24 protein-coding genes and 1 pseudogene are annotated in these 25,441 nt (G+C 65.0%); 12 read left to right on the forward strand and 13 right to left on the reverse strand.

The genetic code is table 11. The features are described from left to right. Positions 1–129: 129 nt before the first annotated feature. Positions 130–636, reverse strand: a complete 507-nt coding sequence (locus ABIA45_RS29980; protein WP_338122808.1) for a MarR family winged helix-turn-helix transcriptional regulator — start codon at positions 634–636, stop codon at positions 130–132. A gap of 152 nt (positions 637–788) precedes the next feature. Here ABIA45_RS29980 and ABIA45_RS29985 point away from each other — a divergent pair, with 152 nt between their 5' ends. Beyond that, entirely contained in the window at positions 789–2,636 is a 1,848-nt protein-coding gene (locus tag ABIA45_RS29985) for a feruloyl-CoA synthase (RefSeq protein ID WP_404654622.1), read from the forward strand. Between the two features lie 339 nt (positions 2,637–2,975). On the opposite strand, the gene ABIA45_RS29990 is transcribed toward ABIA45_RS29985, so the two are convergent. Beyond that, entirely contained in the window at positions 2,976–3,482 is a 507-nt protein-coding gene (locus ABIA45_RS29990; RefSeq protein WP_271546419.1) for a MarR family winged helix-turn-helix transcriptional regulator, read from the reverse strand. 83 nt (positions 3,483–3,565) lie between these two features. Here ABIA45_RS29990 and ABIA45_RS29995 point away from each other — a divergent pair, with 83 nt between their 5' ends. Genes ABIA45_RS29995 through ABIA45_RS30005 form a run of 3 tightly spaced genes read left to right on the forward strand, consistent with a single transcriptional unit; the run spans position 3,566 to position 6,369 of the window. Then, positions 3,566–4,774, forward strand: a complete 1,209-nt coding sequence (locus tag ABIA45_RS29995) for a cytochrome P450 (protein WP_404654623.1) — start codon at positions 3,566–3,568, stop codon at positions 4,772–4,774. Between the two features lie 11 nt (positions 4,775–4,785). Continuing rightward, complete coding sequence (locus ABIA45_RS30000) at positions 4,786–5,109, forward strand: 2Fe-2S iron-sulfur cluster-binding protein (protein ID WP_404654624.1); 324 nt, start codon at positions 4,786–4,788, stop codon at positions 5,107–5,109. A gap of 48 nt (positions 5,110–5,157) precedes the next feature. Beyond that, on the forward strand, positions 5,158–6,369 hold the full coding sequence (locus ABIA45_RS30005; RefSeq protein WP_404654625.1) for an ABC transporter substrate-binding protein: 1,212 nt from the start codon (positions 5,158–5,160) through the stop codon (positions 6,367–6,369). A 232-nt stretch (positions 6,370–6,601) separates the two neighbouring features. Here the strand turns inward: ABIA45_RS30005 and ABIA45_RS30010 are convergent, their stop codons facing one another. Then, positions 6,602–7,864: an NAD(P)/FAD-dependent oxidoreductase gene (locus tag ABIA45_RS30010; RefSeq protein WP_404654626.1), complete on the reverse strand. Its 1,263-nt coding sequence runs from the start codon at positions 7,862–7,864 to the stop codon at positions 6,602–6,604. Positions 7,865–8,186: 322 nt separating this feature from the next. Here ABIA45_RS30010 and ABIA45_RS30015 point away from each other — a divergent pair, with 322 nt between their 5' ends. Further along, a complete protein-coding gene (locus ABIA45_RS30015; protein ID WP_225171920.1) occupies positions 8,187–9,359 on the forward strand; it encodes an ABC transporter substrate-binding protein in 1,173 nt (390 codons plus the stop codon). Positions 9,360–9,642: 283 nt separating this feature from the next. Here ABIA45_RS30015 and ABIA45_RS30020 read toward each other — a convergent pair whose 3' ends face one another. The 10 genes and pseudogenes from ABIA45_RS30020 to ABIA45_RS30065 form a co-directional block, all read right to left on the reverse strand. Further along, positions 9,643–11,514: a bifunctional sugar phosphate isomerase/epimerase/4-hydroxyphenylpyruvate dioxygenase family protein gene (locus tag ABIA45_RS30020; RefSeq protein ID WP_404654627.1), complete on the reverse strand. Its 1,872-nt coding sequence runs from the start codon at positions 11,512–11,514 to the stop codon at positions 9,643–9,645. Next, positions 11,511–12,569 (reverse strand): Gfo/Idh/MocA family protein, encoded by a 1,059-nt coding sequence (locus ABIA45_RS30025; protein ID WP_404654628.1) that lies wholly within the window; start codon positions 12,567–12,569, stop codon positions 11,511–11,513. Before ABIA45_RS30025 ends, ABIA45_RS30020 begins: the two co-directional genes overlap by 4 nt. Beyond that, a complete protein-coding gene (locus ABIA45_RS30030) occupies positions 12,566–13,303 on the reverse strand; it encodes an ABC transporter ATP-binding protein (RefSeq protein WP_404545375.1) in 738 nt (245 codons plus the stop codon). The genes ABIA45_RS30025 and ABIA45_RS30030 overlap by 4 nt, the downstream gene beginning before the upstream one ends. 9 nt (positions 13,304–13,312) lie before the next feature. Next, positions 13,313–14,056, reverse strand: coding sequence for an ABC transporter ATP-binding protein (locus tag ABIA45_RS30035; RefSeq protein WP_036001814.1), 744 nt, complete (start codon positions 14,054–14,056; stop codon positions 13,313–13,315). Beyond that, complete coding sequence (locus ABIA45_RS30040; protein WP_404545377.1) at positions 14,053–15,051, reverse strand: branched-chain amino acid ABC transporter permease; 999 nt, start codon at positions 15,049–15,051, stop codon at positions 14,053–14,055. Before ABIA45_RS30040 ends, ABIA45_RS30035 begins: the two co-directional genes overlap by 4 nt. Then, positions 15,048–15,923, reverse strand: a complete 876-nt coding sequence (locus ABIA45_RS30045) for a branched-chain amino acid ABC transporter permease (protein ID WP_271546399.1) — start codon at positions 15,921–15,923, stop codon at positions 15,048–15,050. The genes ABIA45_RS30040 and ABIA45_RS30045 overlap by 4 nt, the downstream gene beginning before the upstream one ends. Before the next feature lie 217 nt (positions 15,924–16,140). Next, positions 16,141–17,271: an ABC transporter substrate-binding protein gene (locus tag ABIA45_RS30050; RefSeq protein ID WP_036001805.1), complete on the reverse strand. Its 1,131-nt coding sequence runs from the start codon at positions 17,269–17,271 to the stop codon at positions 16,141–16,143. Between the two features lie 57 nt (positions 17,272–17,328). Then, positions 17,329–18,205, reverse strand: a pseudogene (locus tag ABIA45_RS30055) (shikimate dehydrogenase). 132 nt (positions 18,206–18,337) lie between these two features. Continuing rightward, a complete protein-coding gene (locus ABIA45_RS30060; RefSeq protein WP_404654629.1) occupies positions 18,338–19,276 on the reverse strand; it encodes a LysR family transcriptional regulator in 939 nt (312 codons plus the stop codon). A 403-nt stretch (positions 19,277–19,679) separates the two neighbouring features. After that, positions 19,680–19,856 (reverse strand): hypothetical protein, encoded by a 177-nt coding sequence (locus ABIA45_RS30065; protein ID WP_157286587.1) that lies wholly within the window; start codon positions 19,854–19,856, stop codon positions 19,680–19,682. A gap of 165 nt (positions 19,857–20,021) precedes the next feature. On the opposite strand from ABIA45_RS30065, the gene ABIA45_RS30070 reads away from it, so the two are divergent. The 7 genes from ABIA45_RS30070 (at position 20,022) to ABIA45_RS30100 (ending at position 25,341) form a co-directional block, all read left to right on the forward strand. Further along, positions 20,022–20,750 carry a LuxR family transcriptional regulator gene (locus tag ABIA45_RS30070; RefSeq protein WP_157286586.1) on the forward strand — a complete coding sequence of 243 codons (729 nt, stop codon included), beginning with the start codon at positions 20,022–20,024 and terminating at the stop codon, positions 20,748–20,750. 83 nt (positions 20,751–20,833) lie between these two features. Further along, positions 20,834–21,493, forward strand: coding sequence for an acyl-homoserine-lactone synthase (locus tag ABIA45_RS30075; RefSeq protein ID WP_198399951.1), 660 nt, complete (start codon positions 20,834–20,836; stop codon positions 21,491–21,493). A 1-nt stretch (position 21,494) separates the two neighbouring features. Continuing rightward, positions 21,495–21,713: a hypothetical protein gene (locus ABIA45_RS30080; protein WP_271546392.1), complete on the forward strand. Its 219-nt coding sequence runs from the start codon at positions 21,495–21,497 to the stop codon at positions 21,711–21,713. 303 nt (positions 21,714–22,016) lie between these two features. Then, positions 22,017–22,934, forward strand: coding sequence for a branched-chain amino acid ABC transporter permease (locus tag ABIA45_RS30085; protein ID WP_018644491.1), 918 nt, complete (start codon positions 22,017–22,019; stop codon positions 22,932–22,934). Next, a complete protein-coding gene (locus ABIA45_RS30090; RefSeq protein ID WP_109142170.1) occupies positions 22,931–23,875 on the forward strand; it encodes a branched-chain amino acid ABC transporter permease in 945 nt (314 codons plus the stop codon). The genes ABIA45_RS30085 and ABIA45_RS30090 overlap by 4 nt, the downstream gene beginning before the upstream one ends. Next, a complete protein-coding gene (locus ABIA45_RS30095) occupies positions 23,868–24,635 on the forward strand; it encodes an ABC transporter ATP-binding protein (protein WP_036001772.1) in 768 nt (255 codons plus the stop codon). The genes ABIA45_RS30090 and ABIA45_RS30095 overlap by 8 nt, the downstream gene beginning before the upstream one ends. Next, the gene (locus ABIA45_RS30100; protein ID WP_036001768.1) at positions 24,628–25,341 is read left to right on the forward strand and encodes an ABC transporter ATP-binding protein; all 714 of its coding nucleotides are present in this window, start codon (positions 24,628–24,630) and stop codon (positions 25,339–25,341) included. Before ABIA45_RS30095 ends, ABIA45_RS30100 begins: the two co-directional genes overlap by 8 nt. Positions 25,342–25,441: the final 100 nt, after the last annotated feature.

The following is a 25,441-nucleotide window of genomic DNA, read 5'->3' on the forward strand; positions in this document are numbered from 1 at the left end:
TGTGTACAGAATCCGGGCAGGAGGATCGTGCCGGATCCTATCGTGCGATCAGTGGCTTGGGGGACATTTCGGCCGGCGCCCGGCCGGTCGCCCCAGTGACCTATCTGCCCAAATCATAGGCAGTCGGGATCAGGTGAAGCCGGAAAGGATCCGGAGCAGCTGTGCCCGGTTCTCCTTGCCGATCTTCGCCTCGACGTGCCGCTCGTGCTCGGCCGCGAGCCGCTTGAACTTCTCAAGCGCCGTCTCGCCCTGCGCGGTGAGGTGCAACGCATGCGAGCGCCGGTCCTGCTTCGACTTGATCCGCTTCACCAGCTTGCGCTGTTCGAGGCTGTCGAGCAGGTGTACCAGCCGGGCGCGCTCGATGCCGAGGCGCTTTGCCACCGCCATCTGCGACAGGCCCGGATTGGCGCCGATCACGGTCAGCACCGAATATTGCGTCGGCCTGATGTCGACCTCGCCGAGCGTCTTGATGAAGTCCTGAAAGATCCAGATCTGGAAGCGCCGTACCGCATAGCCGGCATGGCCGACCAGCGCGTCGAGGCCAACGTCGTCGGCACCATCGCGTGGTGCTGCGCCGTTGCCGGCGCGCTTGCGCGGGGCGTGGCGGCCGTCGGCCCGGGATGCTGTGGCTGTCACGTCGTGTCTCCTGTCGCGCAACCCTAGCGCCCTTGGGCCAAGAGCGAAAGATTGTTGTTGACGACAACAATTGGCGTGCCCAACATTATAGGCCAAAGCAGCCCGGAACGAGGCTGCGGCCGATCCTGTAACCGGGATGGAGGAGGAAGCACATGACAGCCGCCCCACATGGTGACGTTGCAGGCCTGTTCGCAACGCCAAGGACCGTCGCAGAGCATCGGCCCGACGGCAGCATCGTTCTGCGCTCGCCCGAGCCTCTCGGCGAGAGTGCGCGCTGCACCGGCGATTGGCTGGAGCAATGGGCGCAGCAAAGGCCGGATGCGATCTTCCTGGCCGAGCGCGGCAATGTCGAAATGCCCTGGACCACCGTCACCTATGCGCAGGCGCTGCGGAAGGTGCGCGCCGCCGCGTCCTGGATCCTGGCGCAAGGGCTCAGCGCGGATCGCCCCGTCGCGATCCTCTCGGACAACAGCATCGATCATGCGCTGCTCGCGCTCGCCGCCCAGCATGTCGGCGTGCCCTCGGCGGCGATCTCGCCAGCCTATTCGCTGATGTCAAAAGATTTCGACAAGCTCAAGAGCATGATTGCGCTGCTCGATCCCGGCGCGATCTACGTCTCTGCGCTCCAGCCGTTCGCGCCAGCGCTGGCCGCCATCAAGCCGCTGCACAACGCACACATCATCAGCGGCAATGCCGATGACGTCGACGTGCTCGCGTTCTACGCCATTGCGGCAACGCCCGAGACGCCTGACGTCGCAAGAGCCTTCGCCGCGGTGACGCCTGATACGATCGCAAAATTCCTGTTCACCTCGGGCTCGACGGGCACGCCGAAAGCCGTCATCAACACCCAGCGCATGCTGACGTCGAGCCAGCAGGCCAAGGCGCAGACCTGGACCTTCCTCGAACGGAGCCGCGATCTCGTCATTCTCGATTGGCTGCCCTGGAGCCACACCTTCGGCGCCAACCACAATTTCAACCTCGTGCTGCGCAACGGCGGCGCGCTCTACATCGATGGCGGCAAGCCCGCGCCCGGCCTGTTCGCGACCTCGCTCGCCAACCTCAGAAGCGTGATGCCGACGGTCTATTTCAACGTGCCGCGCGGCTTCGACATGCTGATCGCGGCACTGCGCAGCGACGAGGAATTGCGCCGCCGCTTTTTCGGCGAGGTGAAATTCGCCTTCTATGCCGGGGCCGCGCTGCCGCAGAATCTGTGGGATGCTCTCGAAGAGCTCTCACTCGAGACGGTCGGCCGCAAGCTGCCGATGGTCTCGGCCTGGGGCTCGACGGAAACCTCACCGCTCGCCACCGACTGTCATTTCCTCGCCGAGCGCTCCGGCAACATCGGCGTGCCCATTCCCGGCACCGAGCTGAAGCTCGTCACCTCCGGCGACAAGCTGGAGGTGCGGGTGCGCGGCCCCAACGTCACGCCCGGCTATTGGAAGGCACCCGAGCTGACCAGGCAAGCGTTCGACGAGGAGGGCTTTTACTTGATCGGAGATGCGGTGAAGCTTGCCGATAGCGCGCGCCCCGAGCGCGGCCTGTTCTTCGACGGCCGCGTTGCCGAAGACTTCAAGCTCAATTCCGGCACATGGGTCAGCGTCGGCGGCTTGCGCGTTGCCGGCATCGCCGCGCTGGCGCCGCTGGCTCAGGACATCGTCGTCGCCGGTCACGGCGGTGACGAGGTGCGTTTCCTCGTGTTTCCGAACATCGTGGCCTGCCGCGCCCATGCCGGTCTGCCCGAAACAGCGGCGGCCAGCGACGTGCTGGCGCACGACAAGGTCCGCAGCGCCATCGCGCAGGGTCTGGCGAAGCTGAAACAGCAGAGCGCCAACTCGTCCGGTCACGCCACCCGCGCGCTGCTGCTCGCCGAGCCACCTTCGGTCGACGGCGGCGAGATCACCGACAAGGGCTACATCAACCAGCGCGCCGTGCTGACGCGCCGCGCCGATGCGGTGGCGCGGCTGAACGATGATGCGTCGGGTGAGTGGATCGGATTGTAAGGCCGAGTTAGCGACGCCACATTCCGCTGTCATTCCGGGGCGCGCCTCTTGGCGCGAGCCCGGAATCCATTTCACCGCAAGGGTAGTGCACGATGGATTCCGGGTTCGCGCTAGACGCGCCCCGGAATGACGAGTGGGATACTTCAGCAACCCTGCCGCATTATCTTGCCGATTCTTTTGTTGCCTAAGCAACTAATTTGTGCGAACCCTTCTAGACAGAGATGACGGCGGGCGGAACCGCTGCGTCCGATCGTGGAGGAAACAATGCGCGGCAGGAATGGTGCCGTCGGCAAATGCCGACGCATGCCGGAAGACAGGGTGCTTCCGCGACGCGACGCGTCAGCTATAGCTGCTGTCCGTCACGGCACCGAGGTTCTCGTGCAGCCGGCGCAAGAGATCGATCAGCACCTCGCGCTCGTCCTTGCTGAGGCACGACAACAGCCGCCGCTCGCGTTCGAACGCAGCGACGATCACCTTGTCATGGGTGGCGCGGCCCCTTGCCGTCAACGAGATCGAGTGGGTGCGGCCGTCGTTCGGGTCGGTGCGGATCGACACCAGCCCACGCTTTTCCAGCCCTGCCAAGGTCCGGCTCACCGGCCCTTTGTCGAAGCCGATGACGTGGCAGATGCGCGAGGCCGGGATGCCGGGTTCGATCGCCAGCAGCGACATGATCCGCCATTCCGTGACGTTGACGCCGAATTGCTTCTGATAGAACGCGGTCGCGCTGTTCGACAGCTTGTTGGCGATGAAGGTGATGAACGCCGGGACGTAACGGTCGAGATCGAGCGTCGGCCCCGCATCACTGGGTGCGGGCTTCTGGCGGGCTCTGGTCGAAGACGGCGGCATATCGGGTTTCTGACTCGCGGCGGGCCCAAAGACCTAAGGGCATGCGCCGCCCTTTCACAAGATCAAAATGAGGGAGGTCTTCCATGACCGCATTCGGTGCTGCGGGATCGGGCGTCCCGCATCTCGACGTCGACCCCTTCGACATGAGCTTTTTTGCCGACCCCTATCCGGCGCATGAGCTGCTGCGGGAAGCCGGCCCCGTGGTCTATCTCGACAAGTGGAACGTCTATGGCGTGGCGCGCTATGCCGAGGTCCACGCCGTCTTGAACGATCCCGCGACCTTCTGCTCCAGCCGCGGCGTCGGCCTTTCCGACTTCAAGAAGGAGGCGCCGTGGCGACCGCCGAGCCTGATCCTCGAGGCCGATCCGCCGGCGCACACCCGCACCCGCGCCGTCCTGTCAAAAGTGTTGTCGCCGACCGTGATGAAGCAGGTGCGCGACCGTTTTGCCGCGGCGGCGGAGGAACGGGTCGACGCGCTGCTCGACCGGCGCAGCTTCGACGCGATCACCGACCTTGCCGAGGCCTATCCGCTGTCGATCTTTCCCGATGCGCTGGGCCTGAAACCGGAAGGGCGCGAGCATCTGATTCCCTACGCAAGCGTGGTATTCAACGCGTTCGGCCCGCCCAACCAGCTGCGCCAGGAGGCGATTGAACGCTCGGCGCCGCATCAGGCCTATGTCGCCGAGCAGTGCCAGCGCGAGAACCTGGCACCCGGCGGCTTCGGCGCCTGCATTCATGCGCAGGTGGAAGAGGGCGCCATCACGGCCACTGAGGCGCCGCTCTTGGTGCGTTCGCTGCTGTCGGCCGGACTCGACACGACAGTCAACGGCATCGGCGCTGCGGTGTATTGCCTCGCGCGCTTTCCCGGCCAATGGCAGCGACTGCGCGACGACCTCACGCTCGCGCGCGGTGCCTTCGAGGAGGCCGTGCGCTTCGAGAGCCCGGTGCAGACCTTCTTCCGCACCACCACCCGTGAGGTCGAGCTCTCCGGTGCGCGAATCGGTGAGGGCGAGAAGGTGCTGATGTTCCTTGCCGCCGCCAACCGCGATCCGCGGCGCTGGGATGCCCCCGACAGGTACGACATCACCCGCCGCACCTCCGGCCATGTCGGTTTCGGCTCCGGCATCCACATGTGCGTCGGCCAGCTCGTCGCCCGCCTCGAAGGCGAGGTGATGCTGACGGCGCTGGCGCGCCGCATCGCGAGAATCGAGATCACGGGCGAGCCGAAGCGCCGTTTCAACAACACGCTGCGCGGGCTCGACAGCCTGCCTGTGACGATCACCCCGGCCTGACGAGGAGCTTGATGCCTGCCATTACCTTCATCCATCCCGACGGCAAGTCCGATCGCGTCGAGACCGCGGGCGGTGAGAGCGCCATGCAGGCCGCGACCCGTCACGGCCTCGACGGCATTCTGGCCGAATGCGGCGGCAACGCGATGTGCGCGACCTGCCATGTCTATGTCGACGAGAGCTGGCTCGCGCGCCTGCCTGCGATGGCCGACGACGAGGATGCGCTGCTCGACGGCACCGCCGCTGAGCGGCGACCGACGAGCCGGCTGTCCTGTCAGATCACGATCACGCCCGATCTCAATGGGCTCGTCCTGAAGTTGCCAGAGCGGCAGGTCTGATCTGCCAAGCCGTCGGATCTTCGCAAAATATCAAACAGGGAGGGAATGATGAAACATCTGAAGTGGACGCTCGCGCTGGCTGCGAGCTTGGTGACCGGCGCGGCCAACGCCGAAATATCGGACAACGTCGTGCGCATCGGCGTGCTCAACGACATCTCCGGCATCTTCCAGGACACCAATGGCATGGGCTCGGTCGAGGCCGCGCGGATGGCGGCGGAGGATTTCAACGGCGGCGGCAAGGGCATCAAGGTCGAGATCGTCTATGCCGATCACCAGAACAAGGCCGATGTCGGCAACGCCATCGCGCGCAAATGGCTGGACGTCGAGGGCGTCGACGCGATCGTCGACGTGCCGAACTCGGCCGTCGGTCTTTCCATCAACGCGCTTCTGCGCGACAGCCGCATGACCTTCCTGGCGTCATCGACGGCGAGCTCGGATCTGACCGGCAAAGCGTGCTCGCCCAACACCATCCAATGGGTCAACGATGCCTGGGCGACCGGCAACACCACCGCAGCTGCCATGGTGTCGCGCGGCGGCAAGGACTGGTATTTCCTCACGGTCGATTACGCGCTCGGCAAGGGCATCGAGGCGGAGGCGCAGAAATACATCGAGGGCCACGGCGGCAAGGTGATCGGCTCGTCAAAGCATCCGCTCGGCACCTCCGATTTCGCGTCCTTCCTGCTGCAGGCGCAAAGCTCGAAGGCGCAGGTCATCGGGCTCGCCAATGCAGGCGGCGACACCATCAACGCGGTGAAGCAGGCCTCCGAATTCGGCATCCAGCAAAGCGGCCAGAAGCTCGTCGCCTTCCTGCTCTTCATCAACGACGTTCACGGCATGGGCATCAAGGTCGCGCAGGGCCTCCAGCTCATGGAGGCCTTCTACTGGGATATGAACGATGATACCCGCGCGTTCGCCAAGCGTTTTGCTGCACGGCCCGGCATGAACGGCAAGATGCCGAGCGGCAATCAGGCCGGAGTCTATGCTTCCACGCTCGCTTATCTCAACGCCGTCGCCGCCACCGGCAGCGACAATGCCAAGCAGGTCGTGCCCGAGATGAAGAAGTTCAAGGGCAAGGACAAGCTGTTCGGCGACACCGCGATCCGTCAGGACGGTCGCGTCGTGCATCCGATGTACCTGTTCGAGGTGAAGAAGCCGGAGGAGTCGAAATATCCGTACGATTATTACAAGCTGGTCGCGACGATTCCGGCAGACCAGGCGTTTCGCCCGCTCGCGGAAGGTGGGTGTGAGCTGGTGAAGTAGCGGCCGCGAGCGCGATCTGCTTTGACCCTCCCCTGGAGGGGTCCGGGACGAGCGTAGCTCGCCCGTGGTCGATCGCGCGCAGCGCGAGCGGGGTGGGGTGATCTCTCCACGCGGGCAGTGTTGGATGTGGAGAGACCGTCACCCCACCCCGGCACACATTTCGCTGCGCTCAATGTGAGCCGACCCTCCCCCTCCAGGGGAGGGTAAGAGGGCCGCGCTGCATCAGTGACTCCTACACCACCTTGCTCGACCCCTGCGTGATCAACCTCGCGGCGCGCTGGTCTCGCGCGTAGATCCAGAGCCAGCTCAGCGCGACGCTGAGGCGGTGGCGCAGGCCGATCAGGAAGTAGATGTGGGCGATGCCCCAGATCCACCAGGCGATGGTGCCGCGCAGCTTGACCTTGCCGAAATCGATCACCGCGAGCCGCTTGCCGATCTGGGCGAGGCTGCCGGCATGCTTGTAGCGGAACGGGCCGGTCGCAGCACCGCGCAGGCGCGCTTTGATGGTCTCGGCGACATGGCGGCCCTGCTGCTTGGCGGCCGGCGCGATGCCGGGCACCGGCTTGCCGTCCCAGGCGTTGATGCTGACGGTATCCCCGATCGCGAAGATCTCGGGATGGCCTGATATGGTGAGGTCGGCCTCGACCAGCACGCGCCCGGCGCGATCGCTGGGCGCACCGAGCCATTCGGCCGCGGGCGAGGCGCGCACGCCGGCGGCCCAGATCCGCGTCTTGGCCTCGAGTAGCTTGCCGCCGAACACGACGCCCTCGCGATTGATCTCGGTGACGGCCTGCCCGAGCACGACCTCGACGCCGATCTTTTCCAGCGAGGCCTGCGCATAGGCCGAGAGCTCGTCGGGAAAGCCGGCGAGCACGCGCGGACCCGCCTCGATCAGCACGACGCGGGCCTTGTGCGTGTCGATGTTGCGGAAATCGGCGGGCAAGGTGTGATGCGCCATCTCGGCGATGGTGCCGGCGAGCTCGACGCCGGTCGGGCCGGCGCCGACGATCACGAAGGTCAGCCGCGCCGCGCGCCGCTTCGGATCGGTCTCGCGCTCGGCGCGCTCGAACGCCACCAGGATGTGCCGGCGCAAGGTGGTCGCATCCTCCAGCGTCTTCAGGCCGGGCGCGAACTGCTCCCATTCATCGTGGCCGAAATAGGCGTGCCGCGCGCCGGTGGCCAGCACCAGCGTGTCGTAGGGCACCTCGCTGCCGTCGTCGATCAGCACGCAGCGTCGCTCGGCATCGACGCCGCTCACGGCGGCGAACAGCGTCGTCACCTCGCGCCGGTCGCGCATGAGATGACGGATCGGCCAGGCGATCTCGCTGGTTGCGAGCGAGGCGGTCGCGACCTGGTAGAGCAGGGGCTGGAATAGATGATGATTGCGGCGGTCGATCAGCGTGATCTCGACGGGAGCGCCCGCAAGCCGGTAAGTCGCCTCCAGCCCGCCGAAGCCGGCGCCAACGATGACGACGCGATGGGGATTTGCGGCCATGATTTAACCCTCGAATCTCGCTGCTGCTCGCCTTCATTTAAGTGCGGATTGGGCGCCGCGGTCCAATAGAGGTCATCAATCGTCGCATAGGCCTGCTGTATCGATCCGGCGCGAAAAAGCGCCGCGGCCTCCCGGACCGGCCCTGGGCCGGCCTCGGCCGAAGTGAGTAGAATTATAATTCTTGCCATCTCCAATCGGGGCGAAATATGGTGCAGGGCGGGCGCTGAGCCATTGGCGGCGCGACAGATTTTGCGTTCAATAGAGACAGGCCTGGAGCGGCGATCACCCTGCTTCCAGGACCGATAATTAAGGAGGGAGTGTTATGAGGACGGCATTCTGGCTGGCGGGCGCAGCGGCGCTGGTGCTGGCAAATCAGGCATTCGCCGGAGACACCATCAAGATCGGCTTCGTCTCGACCTTCAGCGGCCCGACCGCCGTGATCGGCAACGACATGCGCAATTCGTTCGAGCTCGCGCTCGATCATCTCGGCCGCAAGATGGGCGGCAAGCCGGTGGAGGTGCTCTACGAGGACGACGGGCAGAAGCCCGACGTCGGCAAGCAGAAGACCGAGAAGCTGGTGCAGTCGGACAAGGTCGACTTCATCGTCGGCTATATCTGGTCGAACGTGCTGCTCGCCTCGCTCAAGACCGCGGTCGATTCGAAGACCTTCCTGATCTCGGCCAATGCCGGTCCGTCGCAGCTCGCGGGCGAGCTGTGCTCGCCTTACGTGTTCTCGACCTCCTGGCAGAACGACCAGACCCCGCAGGCGGTCGGCACCTATATGAACCAGAAGGGTGTCAAGTCGGTGTTCCTTATCGGCCCGAACTACGCCGCCGGCAAGGACATGCTGGCCGGCGTCAAGAGCACCTTCAAGGGACAGGTCGTGGGTGAGGAATACACGGTGTGGCCGAGCCAGCTCGACTTCTCCGCCGAGCTCTCCAAGGCGCGCGCCTCCGGCGCCGAGTCGATCTTCGTGTTCTACCCCGGTGCCGCCGGCGTGCAATTCCTCAATCAATATGCGCAGGCCGGACTGAAGAGCACGATGCCGCTCTACACCGCCTTCACCATCGACGAGCTCTCGCTGCCGCTCCAGAAGGAGAATGCGCTCGGGGTGCCCGGTGCGCAGCAATGGGTCAATGACCTCCCCAACGAGCAGAACAAGCGCTTCGTCGCCGACTACCGCAAGAAGTATCCCGGCCTGCGCCCGACCTTCTACGGTGCGCAATCCTATGACGCCGCGAACCTGATCAACAGCGCCGTCGTCGCCGTGAAGGGTGACACCTCCAAGAAGGACGAGATGAAGGCCGAGATGGAGAAGGCCAACTTCAAGTCGGTGCGCGGCGCGTTCAAGTTCGGCAACAACCACATCCCGATCCAGAACTTCTACCTGCAGGACGTGGTCAAGGATTCCGAAGGCCAGCTCGCCCTGAAGACCGTCGCCACCATCGTCGAGAACGACCAGGATCGCTTCCACGAGAAGTGCAAGATGAAGTGAGATCTCTCCTCTCCCTCTCCCCGTTCTTACCGGGAGAGGGGTGGGGTGAGGGGCTCTCTCCCCGAGGACGGAGTTGCTCGAATTCCTCGCCAGTCCCACACCGTCATTGCGAGCGCGCAGCGAAGCAATCCAGAGTCTTTCCGCGGAGGGATTCTGGATTGCTTCGCTGCGCTCGCAATGACGTGTTGAGAGACCGTCGTCCCAGCGGATATGTGTCTCGCGGAGGCCGCTCACCCGCGCTACGCGCGTCGGCCTCTTCCCGCAGATTGGGAGAGGCGAAGACCTACACCCTCGGCATGTTTGCGGGGCGCACCTCGCGCGCTTGCGCTGCGAGCCTGATGCCGGCGTTGGCCGCGCCAAAACCCTGATAGTTCCTGCGCTCGACGATCTCGAAGAAGAAGCGCTCGTCGAAGATGTGGGTGTAGACCTGGAAGAACTCGCCGTCGCCCTCGCGGTCGTAGAGGATGTGGTTGGCGCGCAGCTGCGCCATTAGTTCGGGCGCAAGATCGTATTTGGCTTCGATGTCGTCGTAGTAATTGTCGGGGATGTCCAGGAAACCCGCGCCGCGCTGGCGCATCGCCGCGACGGTCGCAAAAATGTCCTGACACGCGAAGGCGACATGCTGCACGCCCGAGCCGAAGAACTCCGAGATGAAGCGCGCCGGCAGGGTGCGGTTGGCCGAGGAGCCGTTGAGCACGAAGCGCAGGCTTTGGTCGGCGTTGATGACGGCCTGGCTCTGCACGAGGCCCCTGGGGTCGGCGATCTCCATCTGCGGCAGGCGCTTCAGATCGAGAATGCCGGTGTAGAACAACAGCCAGGTCAGCATCTCGTCATAGGGCATCGACTGCGCGATGTGGTCGACCGCGAGCAGGGCATCGGCGCTTGAATCGCTTGCGACAGGTTCGAAATCGGTGTCCCAGTTCTTGCCGGCCTGGTCGAGAAAATAGAGCAGGCTGCCGCCGACGCCATGGATCGCGGGAATCTCGAGTTCACCCGGCCCGACCGGCTGGTAGAAGGTGCGCGCCTTCAGCGTCTCGGCGCGCTGCATGGCGCGGCCGGCAGCGTCGACGTCGAGCGCGATGGCGCAGACGCCGGGCCCGTGGGTGACATAGTGCGAATGCGCAAAGCCGTCGGTCTCGCAATTGATGACGAGTTCGACCTTGCCCTGCGACCAGCGCTCCACCGCCTTGCTGCGGTGCTGGCCGCTCTTGCGGAAGCCGAGCTGCGAGAACAGGCGGCCAAGCTCGGCGGCCTTGCTCTCGTTGACGGCAAATTCGATGAAGCCGGTGCCGCGGCTCTTCGCCTTCGGGGCCAGCGCCTTGCCGGCGAAATTCGGCCAGTCCGGTGCGAGCTGGTCCTCCAGCAGGATCAGCGAGCGCAGGCCGTCGACGGCGGTCTGTGCGGCCGAGCCGGCGCGGAACTGGTCGTTGAAGATTTCCAGCGACAGCGGTCCGGCATAGCCGGTCGCTGCGATCGCCGCCATGAACGCGCCGACCGGAAGGTCGCCCTGGCCGGGGAAGGAGCGGAAGTGCCGGCTCAATGACAGGATGTCGAGCTCGAGCCTTGGCGCGTCGGAGAGCTGCACCAGAAAGATCTTGTCGCCGGGGATCGAGGCCATGGCGCGGGTCGGAAAGCCAGGTGCCAGCGCATGAAAGCTGTCGAGGATGACGCCAATCGCGGGATGATCGGCGCGACGCACGATCTCCCAGGCGTCGCGATAATCGTTGACGTGGCGGCCCCAGGCCAGCGCCTCATAGCCGACGCGCAAACGACGTTTCGCGGCGCGCTCGCCGAGCTCGCGAAAATCGTCAGCCGCGCGGTCGATGCCGCCGAGCGCGGCGGGCGAGACGTTGGAGCAGATCAGCAACAGATCGGTGCCGAGTTCCTGCATCAGATCGAACTTCCGCTCCGCGCGGGCGAAGTTGCGCGCGCGCTGCGGCTCCGGCATGCCCTCGAAATCGCGGAACGGCTGGAACGCACAGATCTCGAGATTGAGGTCCGTGCACATCTTCGCGATGTCGCGTGGGCCGGCGCCGAACGACAGCAGGTCGTTCTCGAAGATTTCGACCGCATCGAAGCCCGCGGCGGCGATGGCGCGGAGCTTTTCGTCGAGGCTGCCTGAGAGGGAGACGGTGGCGATCGAGCGCTTGTTCATGCGGCCTGCTCCATAATCTGCCCCGGCGAGATCGTTTGCCCGGTACGCGCGGCCGCGCTGACGGCTTCGACGACGGCAAGCGTTCCCATTGCGTCCTTGACCGAGATCAGCGGCTGTTCGTGGCCGGCAATCATTGCGCAGAAATGCCGGAGCTGCTCGATCAGCGGATCGAACGCGGGCGGCGCGATGGTCGCGCGCGACAGCGGCGCGTACCAGCCGGGCTGCTCCATGTATGACCACAGCTCCATGTTCGGCACGGAGAGCGAACCCGCAGTCCCTGCGAAGATGTAGCAGGGCTGATCCTGCCTGGGATAGGCTGGGTTCTCGCCCGAGGAGAGCTCCCAGCTCCACGGCGCCGGCGTCGCATCCGACACGGTCACCGTGCCCAGCGCGCCGTTGGCAAAGCGCAGCAGCAGCGCGGCGGTGTCTTCGACCGCGAAGCCGCGCACCTTGTTCGAGGTCAGCGCCTGCACCTCGACGATCTCACCGCAGATGAAGCGGAGATTGTCGATGTCGTGGATGAGATTGATCAGCAGTGGCCCGCCGCCTGCCTCGCGCCGCCAGGCGACCTCGAAATAATCGTCGGGCTTCTTGAGGAGCCACAGCCCGACCACGGCCGTGAGCTGGCCGAGCTTTCCGTTCGTCACGGCCTCTCGGGCCGACTTGATGATCGGATTGTGCCGCCGGTGGTGGCCGACCAGCATCGGCACGCCGGTGCGTCTCACCGCCGCGCACAGGCGTTGCGCGGTGGCAACCGTCTCGGTCACCGGCTTCTCGATCAGAGCCGGTATGCCGGATTCGGCGCAGTCGAGCGCCATCGGCAAGTGCAGCGTGTTGGGCGAGGCAATGATGAGGCCGTCGGGCTTCTCTTCTGCGAGCAGGGCACGATGGTCCGCGTAGCAGGGCACGCCATGCGCCCGCGCATACTCCTTGGCAGCGGGCGAGGGGTCCGCGATGCCGGCAAGCACGCAATCCCCGGAGGACTCGATCAACTCGATATGCCGACGGCCGATCAGGCCGGCGCCGGCCACGGCGATCCGCATCTTCGCGCTCATGCCGCGCTCTCCTCCATGGCGCCGCCGAGGAAGAGCTGCCCGATGCGCGGATCGTTCAGAATGCGCCTGGCGTCATCGATCATGCGGGTCTGGCCAAGCTCGAGCACGATGCCGATGTCGGAGATCTCCAGCGCCGAGCGCGCGTTCTGCTCGATCATCAGGATGGTGACGCCGCGATCGCGCAAGCTCTTGAGGATGTCGAAGGTCTGCTGCACCATCAGCGGCGACAGGCCGATCGAAGGCTCGTCGACCAGCACCAGCTTCGGCTCGAGCAGCAGCGAGCGGGCGATCTCGAGCTGCTTCTGCTCGCCGCCTGATAGCGTGGAGGCCTGCTGTGCGGACTTGCGCCGCAATGCCGGAAACAGGTCGAGCGCCGCCTCGATCCGTTTGGGCAAGTCGAGGCCCTTGTCGGCGGCGACGCCGCCGAGCTCGATATTGTGGCGCACCGACAGCTCGGGAAAGATGTTGCGGCCTTGCGGCACGTAGCAGATGCCGGCGTTGAGCAGCGCGCGCTGGCTCAGATTGGTGACGTCGCGACCCGCGAAGCTGATCTTGCCTTCACGCAGCTTGAGCAGACCGAAGATGGCCTTGAACACCGTCGATTTGCCGGCGCCGTTCGGACCAATGATCGTCGTGATCGTGGCTGAAGGAACGGCAAACGTCGTGCCGTTCAAGATCGTCATCTTGCCGTAGCCGCCGACGAGATTGTGGACTGAGAGAATGGGATCGCTCATTACGCGCTCCTAATGTCCGAGATAGGCTTCGATCACGGCGGGGTTCTTCCGCACCTCGTCGGGCCGGCCCATCGCCAGCACCTTGCCTTCCGCCATCACCATCACGCGCGAGCACAGCGACATCACGAACTCCATATTGTGCTCGATCACGACGAAGGTGGCGTTCTTCTCGCGGTTGATCGCGACCAGGCGCTCCTTGAGGTCCGCCAGCATCGACGGGTTGACGCCGCCGGCTGGCTCGTCGAGCAGCACCAGGCGCGAGCCCCCCATGAAGGCCATGGCGGCATCGAGCAGTTTTTGCTGACCATAGGACAGGCCCCCGGCCGGCTCGTCGGCGAGATGGTCGAGCTTGAAGAAGCCGATCATCTGGTTGGCGGCCTCGGTCAGCCCGGCATCGGAGCGGCCGACCAGGCGCGAGGCCATGTTGCCCTGGTGCTCCTGTCCGGCGAGGATCAGGTTCTCGCGCACCGAGAGCTTTGGGAACACCTGCAACAGCTGGAAGGTGCGGCTGACCCCGAGCTTGTTGAGCTCGGAGGGGCGCAGGCCCGTGACGACCTGTCCGTCGAGCTTGACTTCGCCGCCGGTCGGCGTGAGCTGGCCGAGGATGCAGTTGAACAATGTGGACTTGCCGCAGCCGTTCGGCCCGATCAGGCCGAGGATCTCGCCCTCGCGCACGTCGAACGAGACCCCGTTGACGGCGTGGATGCCGCCAAAGCTCTTCTTGATGTCGGTGACTTCGAGGACCGCACTCATTGTGCCGTCTCCAGGCGCGACTTTGCGACGGCGCGCAGCGCGGACGCCGCCTTGGTGCGGCGTTCGGCAAGATATCGGTCGAGGATTCCGAGAATGCCGGTCGGCGACCAGATCAGCAGCAGCATCACGGCCACCGCGTAGAGCATCAGGTAGTAGCCTTCCGTGAAGCGCAGCCATTCCGGCAGCAGCACCGCGATCATCGCGCCGAGGAAGGGGCCGAAATAGAAGCCGGCGCCGCCGACGATCACCATCAAGAGGAGGTCGAGCGAGAGCGACAGGTTGAACGGCACCGGATCGATATATTGCGTCAGCGGCGCATAGAGCGCTCCGGCGACGCCGCCGAGCGCCGAGCCGATCGCGAAGGCCATCAGCGTGTAGCGGCGGGTGTCGACGCCGAGGGATTGCGCGCGCAACGGATTCTCGCGCAACGCCATGAAGGCACGGCCCCAGGGCGAACGGATCAGCCACCACACCGCAAGCGAGACGATCGCGAGCGAGCCGAGGCAGACATAGTAGAACGGCAGCGGCTTGGCGGTCGCGATGCCGAAGATGTGCGGACGTGGGATGTTGGAGATGCCGTAGATGCCGCCGGTCAGCCAGCTCTCGTTGCGGAACACCAGGAAGGCGAGGGTGGAAAAGGCGAGGGTGACGAAGGCGAGGTAATGGTGCTGCACGCGCAGTGCGGGATAGCCGAGCACCCAGCCGATCGCAAAGCTCAAGACGATCGCCACCAGGATCGCCGCCGGCAGCGGCCAGCCATGTGTGGTCATGATCGCGGCGGCATAGGCGCCGATGCCGACGAAGGCGCCTTGCGCCAGCGAGACCTGGCCGGCATAGCCGAGCGTGAGGTTGAGCCCCATCGCGGCGATGCTCATCACCGCCCATTGGCTCAGGATGAACAGGCCGTAGCGGTTGAAGTTCATGGGGACGATGATCAGCGCGGCGATGACGGCAAGGCCGAGCGCGATCTTCAGGGGTTTGGCGATGCCGCTCATACGGTGCGCTCCTCGGCACGGCCGAGCAAGCCCTGCGGCCGGAACAGGATGACGGCGATCAGGAACATCATCGGCACGGCGGCGCGATACTGCGTCGAGACATAGGCCGCCGCGAGATTGTCGAGTACGCCGATCAGCAGGCCGCCGGCGATGGCGCCGCGCACCTGGTTGAAGCCGCCGACGATCGCGGCGATGAAGGCGGCTTGGCCCAGCACCTCGCCGGACGAGAATTTTGCGAGATAGATCGGCGTGATCAGCAGCGAGGCCAGCGCCACCAGGAAGGCGTTGATCAGAAAGGTCAGCAGGATCATGCGCTCGACCGGGACGCCGATGATGCGGGCCACCGTCGGGTTCTGCGCCGCCGCCTGCATCTGGTGGCCGAGCGAGGTACGGCTCAGCAGCGTGGTCAGGCCGAGAACGGCGAGGATGGCAACAGTGAGCACGCCGATGCTCTGCAGCGACACGGCATAGCCGAGGATGGAGATGTCGCCGGTCGGCACGATCGAGGGGAAGGGTGAAGCCTCCGCGCTGTAGAACTGCTTGACCGATTCCTTGATGCCGATCGCGAGCGCCATGGTCGCGATCGCCAGCGGTAGCACACCGTGACGCATCATCGGGTCCACCAGCAGCATCTTGAAGGCGAGCCCGAGCAGGATCAGCGAGAGCAGGATGCCGAGGATGATCGCGAGCCAGAACGGCGCGCCCACATGCATCGCGGCCAGCATCAGGAACGCCGGCAGCATCACGAACTCGCCTTGCGCGAAATTGATGGTCTGCGAGGTCTGCCACAGCAGCGTGAAGCCGACCGCGACCAGCGCGTAGATGGCGCCGGTGGCGAGTCCCGCGACCAGTAGATCGAATAGGTTGGACATGTTCCCCTCTTTCCTTCCCTCTCCCCGCTCTCTTTCCTCTCCCTCTCCCCGTACTTACGGGGAGAGGGTTGGGGTGAGGGGCTGTCTCCGCGTACTCGCTTGTCACCGTCGTCGCGGAAGCAGCCCCTCACCCCGCCCTCTCCCCGCGAAGTGGCGGGGAGAGGGAGATGAAGGATCTCTCCCCGCGAAGAGCGGGGCGAGGGAGAAGGGCCACGCTTCACTTCACCTTCGGCAGCACCTGCTTCACCACCTGCTTGCCTTCGACCACCTCGACCAGGAAGCTCTGGCGGTCGATGTCGCCGGTGTCGCTGAAGGTGACGTCCATCAGGATGCCCGGCTCGTCCGCGGCCTTGATGGTGAGGCCGTGCAGCGTATCGGCGAACTTCTTCGGGTCGACCTTGCCCATCTTTTCCGTGGTGGCCTTCACCATGTAGACGGCGAGGTAGCCTTTCAGGCCGTTATGGTCGGGGACGTAATTGTACTTCTTGGAGAACTTCTCGCGGAACGCCTTGACCAGGTCGACCGGCGCGTCGGTGGTGAGGCCGACATGGCCGCGCGCGCCGTTGGCGGCATCGCCGGCAAGCTCGATCACCTTCTGGCCGATCAGCGTGGTCTCGCCCATTAGCGGCGCGGTGACGCCCTGGCGCTTCAGCTCTTTCAGGATGCGCGCGCTCTCTTCCTCGTTCAGGTAGACGAACACGGCGTCGGGATTGGCGGCCTTGATCTTGCCGACGTCGGCGGCGAAGTCGGCCTGGCCCGCTTCGGTGGAGAGATCGGCGACGACCTTGGAGCCGAGCCGGTCGAGCTCCTTGACCACGACGTCGCGGCCACCGCGGCCGAAATCGTTGTTGACCCAGACCACCGCAACGGTCTTCGCCTTCATCTCGTCGTGGATGTACTTTGCGACCTTCGGCATTGAGGATTGCTGGCCGAAGGAGGTGCGGAACAGGAACTTGTTACCGGTCTGCGTCAGCTCGGCGGCCTCGCCGCCCATGATCTGCGCGATGCCGGCTTCGGCCGCGAGCGGCGCGGTCACCTTCACCGAGCCGGAATAGCCGGGCCCGAGCAGCACATAGGGCTCGGCGTCGAGCGCCTTCTGCACCTGGGCGCGCGCCACCCCGGGGTTGGACTGCGAGTCCGCGTGGCTGACCTCGAGCTTGCGGCCGAGCACGCCGCCCTTGGCGTTGATCTCCTCGATCGCGAGGTCGATGCCGTTCTTCCAGTTCGTGCCGACGGTAGCGCCGCCGCCCGAGAGCTCCGCGACGTTGGCGAGCTTGATGGCCTGGGCAAAGGCGCCCGTTGCGGTCATGACGGTGAGCAATGCGCCCACCACTAGCGTTGATTTCATCGTCCTCTCCTCCCGTTTCAAATCTTGCAAGCGGCCTTGTATTCCGGCCGCTTCGCCTCAAGCTGCCTGATAGGCGGCGCTGCGCGCTGCCATCACGGCGTCGAAAGCCTCTCCCATGATCTCGGTGGAATGGGGCAAGGCCTGTGAACAGTTCGAAGGCGTCGGCGGCCTGGTAGATCGCGAGGTCGCGGCCGGTCATGATATGCGCGCCTTTCTCTCGCGCTGCGGCCAGCAGCGGCGTGATCAGCGGCGAGTAGACGGCGTCGGCGACCCATAGGTCCGCCCTGAGCAGTCCCGCCGGCACCGGCGTGTCACGGTTCGGCAGCATGCCGACCGGCGTGCCGTTGACGAGACCGGTCGCGCCGTCGAGCGCATCCTCAACGCTGGCGGCAACGCGAGCGCCGCCCGGGGCGAGCAGGGCGGCCAGTTTCTCGGCGCGCGCCGGCTCGCTGTCGAAAATGCGGATGTCAGCCACCTCTCGGCTCGCCAGCGCAAACGCAATGGCCTTGCCGACGCCGCCGGCGCCGATCAGGGCGACGGCGTTGCCGGAGGGCGCCAGCAATGGCGTCACCGCCCGCGCGAAACCCGTGGTGTCGGTGTTGTGGCCGGTCAGCCGGCCCTCCCTGACGACGACGGTGTTGACCGCGCCCATGCTGGCTGCGCCCGGCGCCAGCGCGTCGAGCAGCGGCACCACCGCTTCCTTGTAGGGATAGGTGACATTGACGCCGGCAAAGCCGAGCCGCCGGACGCCCTCGAGCATCATGCGCAGCCCGGCCGCATCGGCCCCGGCGACCTCGATAAGCTGGTAATGGCCGCGCAGGCCGAGCGCCTCGGCGGCGCGCTCATGCATGGCGGGCGAGGCGGAATGCGCGATCGGGGCGCCGATCAGGCCGATCAGGAGCTTCTTGCTGGCGGCGTATCCGCGTTTCGACATGGTTCGCTATCGTCTCAAAGGGAGCGTCCGGCCCCGGCCATTAGCGGGGAAATCCGTGCAATTCCAGCTGCGACGATAGCCTTTCCCCCGCCTAACACAATTACCCTTTTATCTGGCAAACCTAACATCATGTTATTTCTTCCGCCCGCGGGCAGGGGCGGTCTTGCCACTGCCGCGGGACGGCTCGACCGCGCGCGTCTCGGTGCGCAGAGATTCGATGAAGTACTCCGCATGCAGCGACAACGGCGTGCCGCGCTTGACTGCGATGTAGGTGTCGAACCGCGTCGGCTCGGCGATCTTCAGAAGCTCGATGCCGGGATAGCCGCCATGGGCGACGGTGAACTGGTCGATGATGGCGATGCCGAGCCCCGCCTTCACCAGCGCGCAGACGGTGGTGCCGAAGCGCGCGCGGATCGTGATGTTGTAGTCGAGCCGGTGGCGCGCGAAGATCCCGGCCATGATCCGCCCGTAGGGGTCGTTGGGATCGATGCCGATCAGCGGATAGCGCGTGATCTCGGCGGCGGAGACCTGCTTGCGGCCGGAGAGCTCGTGGCCCGGCGGCACGATGCAATAGAGCTCGCCCGAAGCGAGCGGCATGAAGTCGAGCCCGGAATGCTCGAGCCGATAGCTCATCGCCACGCACTCGCCGCGGCCGAGCATCAGGTAGTCGATGGCCTCCTCGAGCTTGAGGATGTTGATGTCGATGCCGAGATCGGGATAGCGGCGGCGGACGCGCTCGATCGCACGCGGCACCATCACCTGCGAGATGCTCGGCACCGAGCCGATGCGCAGCTCCGACAGGCCGCCGCGGCCGATCTTGGAGATGATCTCGGAGAGGTCGTCGACCTTCTTGTAGACGCCGTTGATCTGCTCAAAAATGTTCTCGGCTTCCGGCGTCGGGAAGTAGCGCCCGTTCTGGCGCTGGAAGAAGCGGATGCCGAGCGACCGCTCGGTGTATTTGACGAGACGGCTGATCCCCGGCGCCGAGACGTTGAGCAGCTTCGCCGCACCGCCGATGGTGCCCGTCACCATCACGGCACGGATCACTTCGACCTGGCGCAGCGTCATCATGGCCTTGAACTGTCCCTGGCATCGACAAGAGATCGCGGCGGCGATCATCTCACGAGAGATGCGCTGTCATCCAGCGGCAAGTGTGCGCCGATGTGGCCGGAGGCGCGCTGCCTTACCCTCCCCTGGAGGGGGAGGGTCGATCGCGCGCAGCGCGAGCGGGGTGGGGTGACAGTCTATCCATTGAAGCGGTGCCCGAGTGGAGAGATCACCCCACCCCGTCACGCAACGCTTCGCTCGACCGCGTGCCGACCTTCCCCCTCCAGGGGAGGGTAAGGGCGCAGCAGGCGTTACGGATAATGGCGGAGTAATTTCGCAGTCAGAGTGTTTCGACTAAAATCCGCGCGGTCAGATGGAGAGGCGCTCTCGTGGCGCGATCTGTTGCTTCGGCTGTTGCAACGGCGTTCTAGCTCGCCGGCCCTTCCGGCGACACGCTCTCGGCCAGCTCCGCGCGCTCGCTCTGCAGCACCTCGCGCGCAAACTCGATGATCTTCTGCTTGTTCGACGTTTCGCGGACGGCAAAAAACACGCGGTTCAATTCCAGGCCGAGCACGCTGTTGAGGGCGATGTCCTCGTCTTCCATCGTTGGTTTCCCGCTTCGACGTTCTCAGGTGTATCGTGGCGTCAATTCTGCCACAAGTAGTTAAATGTTCAGAGCGGATGAGCACCGGGAAACTACGGCCACAGCGAATTGAGGCAGTCTGCGAATACGTGCTATACGAAAGCGGCGAGGGTCAGGAAACGTACGATGTCCGCCGTAGACTATGGCCGGGAGGCGCTCGACTTCATTGAAGGCCTGCAGACCTACCGCAAGGTACCAGAGGCCATGAATGCGCTCGAAGCGGCGTTCGGTCGCTTCGGCTTCGAAACCATCATCGTGACGGGGTTGCCCAATCCCGATCAGCAGTTTGCACAGATGGTGCTCGCCAAGCGCTGGCCCGCGGGGTGGTTCAGCCTCTACACCGAGAACAATTACGATCGGTTCGATCCCGTGGTGCGGTTGTGCCGTCAGTCGGTCAATCCGTTCGAGTGGTCGGAAGCGCCCTATGATGCGGAACTCGAGCCGAATGCGGCCGAGGTGATGAACCGCGCCAGCGAGTTCCGCATGTCGCGCGGCTTCATCGTGCCGATCCACGGGCTCACCGGCTACGAGGCTGCGGTCTCGCTCGGCGGTGTCCATCTCGACCTCAATGCCCGCAGCAAGCCGGCGCTGCATCTGATGGCGATGTATGGCTTCGACCACATTCGCCGTCTGCTCGAACCGATGCCGCATCCGTCGACGCGCCTCACGCCGCGCGAGCGCGAGGTGATCGCCTGGGCTTCGCAGGGGAAGTCGGCCTGGGAAATCGGCGAGATCCTGCACATCACCCAGCGCACCGCCGAAGAGCATCTTGCAACTGCCGCGCGCAAGCTCGGCGCCGTCAACCGTACGCATGCGGTCGCGCTGGCGATTCGGAACAAGATCATCGCTCCGTAAGCCGCCTTACTGGGAAATTTCCCAATACCGAAGCTGCGTCTTTTCGCGGACTCTGCCTCCATTGAGAATGAATGGGGGTTTTCATGATTCACGCAATTTCCGCGGCAAATCGCCACCTTTATGAAGACGTCATCGAGCAGCATTTCCGGCTGCGTCACGACATCTTCGTCGAGGAGCGGCGTTGGGAGACGCTGCGCCGGCCGGACGGCCGCGAGATCGATTCCTACGACGACGAGGACACCATCTATCTGCTGGCGCTGGAGGGCCGCCGCGTCGTGGGCGGTCATCGGCTCTATCCGACCACCAAGCCGTCGATGATGAGTGAGGTGTTTCCGCATCTGGCGGCGGTTCGCGGCTGGCCGGCCGATCCGCTGGTGTGGGAATGGTCGCGCTACTTCGTCGTGCGCGATCGTCGCGACGGCGCGCTCAACCTGCAACTGATGGCTGCGGTGCAGGAGTTCTGCCTCGATCAGGGTATCGCGCGGGTCAGCGCGATCATGGAGACCTGGTGGTTGCCGCGCTTCCATGAAGCCGGCTTCGTCGTGACGCCGCTCGGTCTGCCGGCTCTGGTCGAGAACGCATGGACCATGGCGGCGACCATCGACATTCGTCGGGAGACGCTCGATGTCCTGCATCGTCGGATCGGCACGGCTTCGGTCGTGCAGCAGGACGGCCCTCGTCTCAATGCCGTCGCCCGTGCCAACCTCTGCGGTCATGTTGCCGCGCAACGAAAGAGCGCCTGAGATGTCGAACGTGATGCGGGACAGCCAGATCATGGCGCAAATGGAAGACGAGAATCTCGGCTACATGTCCGACATGGCGCTCGAGCTGGCGCAAATGGCGGAGGACACCGGATTGACGACGCTCGCCTATCTGTTTCGGATGGCGGCCCTGGAGGCGTCGACGGCCAACAGTGTTCTCGCCGAGCCGGACGAGCTCCCCCGGCAGATGACGTCGCACTAGACGCAGCCCTGCTCGATTTTACGACGATCGTACCCTCTCAACGCCAGCCGGTGAGAGGGTGATGTCGTCTGGCTGCGGCAGGTTGCCTCATGCCGCGCGGCAGCTTTTTTGCATTGCGGGGCGCGTCCGGGCCGCACGTGCCGAGATGCAACAAAGTGCATGTTTGATGTCGAATCGCTCTTGCCTCGGAACGATACTGCCATTACCCATTTTTCGGCCTTGAAGAGGCAGGGGGAGCTCTTTCACTGATGGCGACTGTGTTCGAACATCGGCGCGCGTCTGTATGCGCCTGAAAGAGTCCTGATGCTGCTCGTCGTCGAACAATTCTTGAATGGGCTGCAGTTCGGTCTGCTGCTGTTCCTGCTCGCCGCCGGCCTGACGCTGGTGTTCGGGATCATGGATCTCGTCAACCTCGCGCACGGCTCGCTCTATATGATGGGCGCCTATTTCGCCGCGACCTTCGCGGCGTGGACCGGCAGCTTCCTGCTCGGTGCGCTGATGGCGCTAGGCGCCACCCTCGTGCTCGGCATCGTGCTGGAGGTGACGGCGCTGCGGCATCTCTATGGCCGCGACCACCTCGACCACGTGCTCGCGACCTTCGGCCTGATCCTGTTCTTCAACGAAGCCGTGCGGCTGATCTGGGGCCCGGCGGGCCTGGCGCTGCCGCTGCCGGCCTGGCTCACCGTGCCGGTGCCGATCCTTCCCGGTATTCATTATCCCGCCTATCGCCTCGCCATCATCGCGGTGGCGCTGCTGGTCGCGCTGTTGCTCTATCTCGGCGTGATGCGCACCCGCATCGGCATGCTGATCCGGGCCGGCGCATCCAACCGCGAGATGATCGGCGCGCTCGGCATCAACATCAAGCTGCTCTACACGCTGGTGTTCGGCCTGGGCGCCGCGCTCGCGGGCCTTGCCGGGCTGATGCAGGCCCCGATCCTCACCGTGCAGATCGGCATGGGCGAGAACATCCTGATCCTCGCTTTCGTCATCATCGTGATCGGCGGCATCGGCTCGATCCGCGGCGCTTTCCTCGCTGCGATCTTCGTCGGCATGATCGACACGCTCGGCCGCGCCTTCCTTCCGAACCTGCTCCGCCAGGTGCTGAGCGGCGCCGCCGCATCCACCGCCGCGCCCGCGCTGTCCTCCATGCTGATCTATCTGCTGATGGCGATCGTGCTGGTGGTGCGGCCGGAGGGGCTGTTTCCGGCCAACCGTCGATGAAGAGTTTGAGCGTGAGCAAGGCCGTCACGGCCCTGATGCTGGCGGGCCTCGTGCTGCTGCCGCTCTACTCGCATCTGACCGGCAACATCTTCATCCTGACGCTGTTCACCCGCATCATCATCCTGGCGCTGGCGGCCGCGAGCCTCAACCTCATCATGGGATTTGCGGGCCTGATGAGCTTTGGCCATGCCGCCTATCTCGGCATCGGCGGCTATGCCGTCGGCATGCTCGCGCAGGAAGGCGTTGGGTCCGGCTTCATCCAGTTTCCGGTCGCGATCGCGGCGTCGGCGATCTATGCGCTGGTGATCGGCGCGCTGTCGCTGCGCACCCGTGGCGTCTACTTCATCATGATCACGCTGGCCTTCGCCCAGATGGCCTACTATGTCGCCTCGGGTCTGGCCCGTTACGGCGGCGACGACGGCCTGACCATCTACACGCGCAGCGACTTCTCGGGCCTGATCGATCTCGGCAACCGCACGCAGTTCTACTATCTCTGCCTCGCCTGCCTTTTCGGCGTCATGCTCCTGATATGGCGCATCGTCAACTCGCGCTTCGGTCTTGTCGTGCAGGGCCTGCGTTCCAACGAGCAGCGCATGCAGGCCATCGGCTTCCCGGCCAAGCGCTACCAACTGGTCTGCTTCGTCATATCAGGCACGATGTGCGGCCTTGCCGGCGCGCTGCTCGCCAACAACACCGATTTCGTAAGCCCGGCCGTGATGTACTGGACCCGTTCCGGCGACCTCATGGTGATGGTGATCCTGGGCGGCATGGGCACGCTGTTCGGCCCGGTCATGGGCGCGGTGGTGTTCCTGCTGCTGGAAGAGCTGCTGTCGCAGATCACCGAATATTGGGCGCTGATCCTGGGCCCGCTGCTGCTGCTCATCGTCCTGTTCGGCCGCGGCGGCATCATGGGCGCACTCGGGAGGGCTGGCCGTGGCTGAACCCTTGCTCCGCGTCGAAAAGCTGGTGCGCCGCTTCGGCGGCATCATCGCCACCGACAACGTCTCGCTCGACGTCGCATCCGGCGAGCTGCACGCCATCATCGGCCCGAACGGCGCCGGCAAGACCACGCTGATCAGCCAGCTCACCGGGCATCTCGAACCGCATTCCGGCAGCGTATCGCTGGCGGGGCGCGACATCACCTATCTGCCGGCCTATCGCCGCTGCGCGTTGGGTCTGGCGCGTTCGTTCCAGATCACCTCGCTGCTGCTCGACTTCACCGCCGCCGACAATGTCGCGCTGGCGGCGCAGGCGCATGCCGGCACCTCGTTCCGATTCTTCGCCAATGCGCGGAAAGAGAAGGGTCTGCGCGATGCCGCGCAGGCGGCGCTCGATCGCGTCGGCCTCGGTCACCGTGCCGATATCGTGGTGTCCAGGCTCAGCCATGGCGAGCGGCGCGAGCTCGAGCTCGCGGTCGCGCTCGCGAGCAAGCCGAAATTGCTGCTGCTGGACGAGCCGATGGCCGGCCTCGGCGTGACCGAATCCCAGCGCATGGTGAAGCTGCTCCAGGAGCTGCGGAAAGAGGTCTCGATCGTGCTGGTCGAGCACGACATGCCGGCGGTGTTTGCGCTCGCCGACCGCATCACGGTGCTGGTCTATGGCCGCGTCATCGCCTCCGGCGATCCGGCCGCGATTCGCGCCAACGAGGACGTCAAGCGCGCCTATCTCGGCGATCAGCATGTGGTGACGCATCATGGCTGACACGCTGCTCGAGGTCGACGGCATCGAGACCTGTTACGGCCTGTCCCAGGTGCTGTTCGGTCTGTCGCTGTCGATCAAGCCGGGCGAGATGGTCTCGCTGATGGGCCGCAACGGCATGGGCAAGACCACCACCATCCGCTCCATCATGGGCCTGACGCCAGCGCGCGCAGGCACCATTCGCTTCGCGGGCGCGGAGGTGCGGCAGCTTCCGTCCTACAGAATTGCCAAGCTCGGCGTCGGTCTCGTTCCCGAGGGCCGGCAGATCTTCCCGAACCTCACCGTGCGCGAAAACCTGGTCGCGGCCGCGGCCGATCGCTTCAACAGCGATAATCCCTGGACGCTCGCCGCGATCTACGTGATGTTTCCGCGCCTCGCCGAACGCGCGTCCAATATGGGCAACCAGCTTTCCGGCGGCGAGCAGCAGATGCTCGCGATCGGCCGCGCGCTGATGACGAATCCGAAGCTCCTGATCCTGGACGAGGCGACCGAAGGCCTCGCGCCGCTGATCCGGCAGGAGATCTGGAATTGCCTGTCGCTGCTCAAGAGCCGCGGACAGTCGATCCTGGTCGTCGACAAGAACGTCGACCATCTCGCCCGCATCTGCGATCGCCACTACATCATCGAGCGCGGCAAGACGGTGTGGAGCGGCACCTCCGACGAGCTGATGGCCGCGCCGGACCTGCAGCACAAATATCTGGGAATTTGAGCCCGACTCCAGCCGCGTCGTCGTTGCGAGCACAGCAAAGCAATCCAGACTGCCGCTGCGGAAAGATCCTGGATTGCTTCGCTGCGCTCGCAATGACGGA

This window comes from Bradyrhizobium sp. USDA 336 (assembly GCF_044908355.1).
Taxonomy (GTDB): Bacteria; Pseudomonadota; Alphaproteobacteria; order Rhizobiales; family Xanthobacteraceae; genus Bradyrhizobium; species Bradyrhizobium yuanmingense.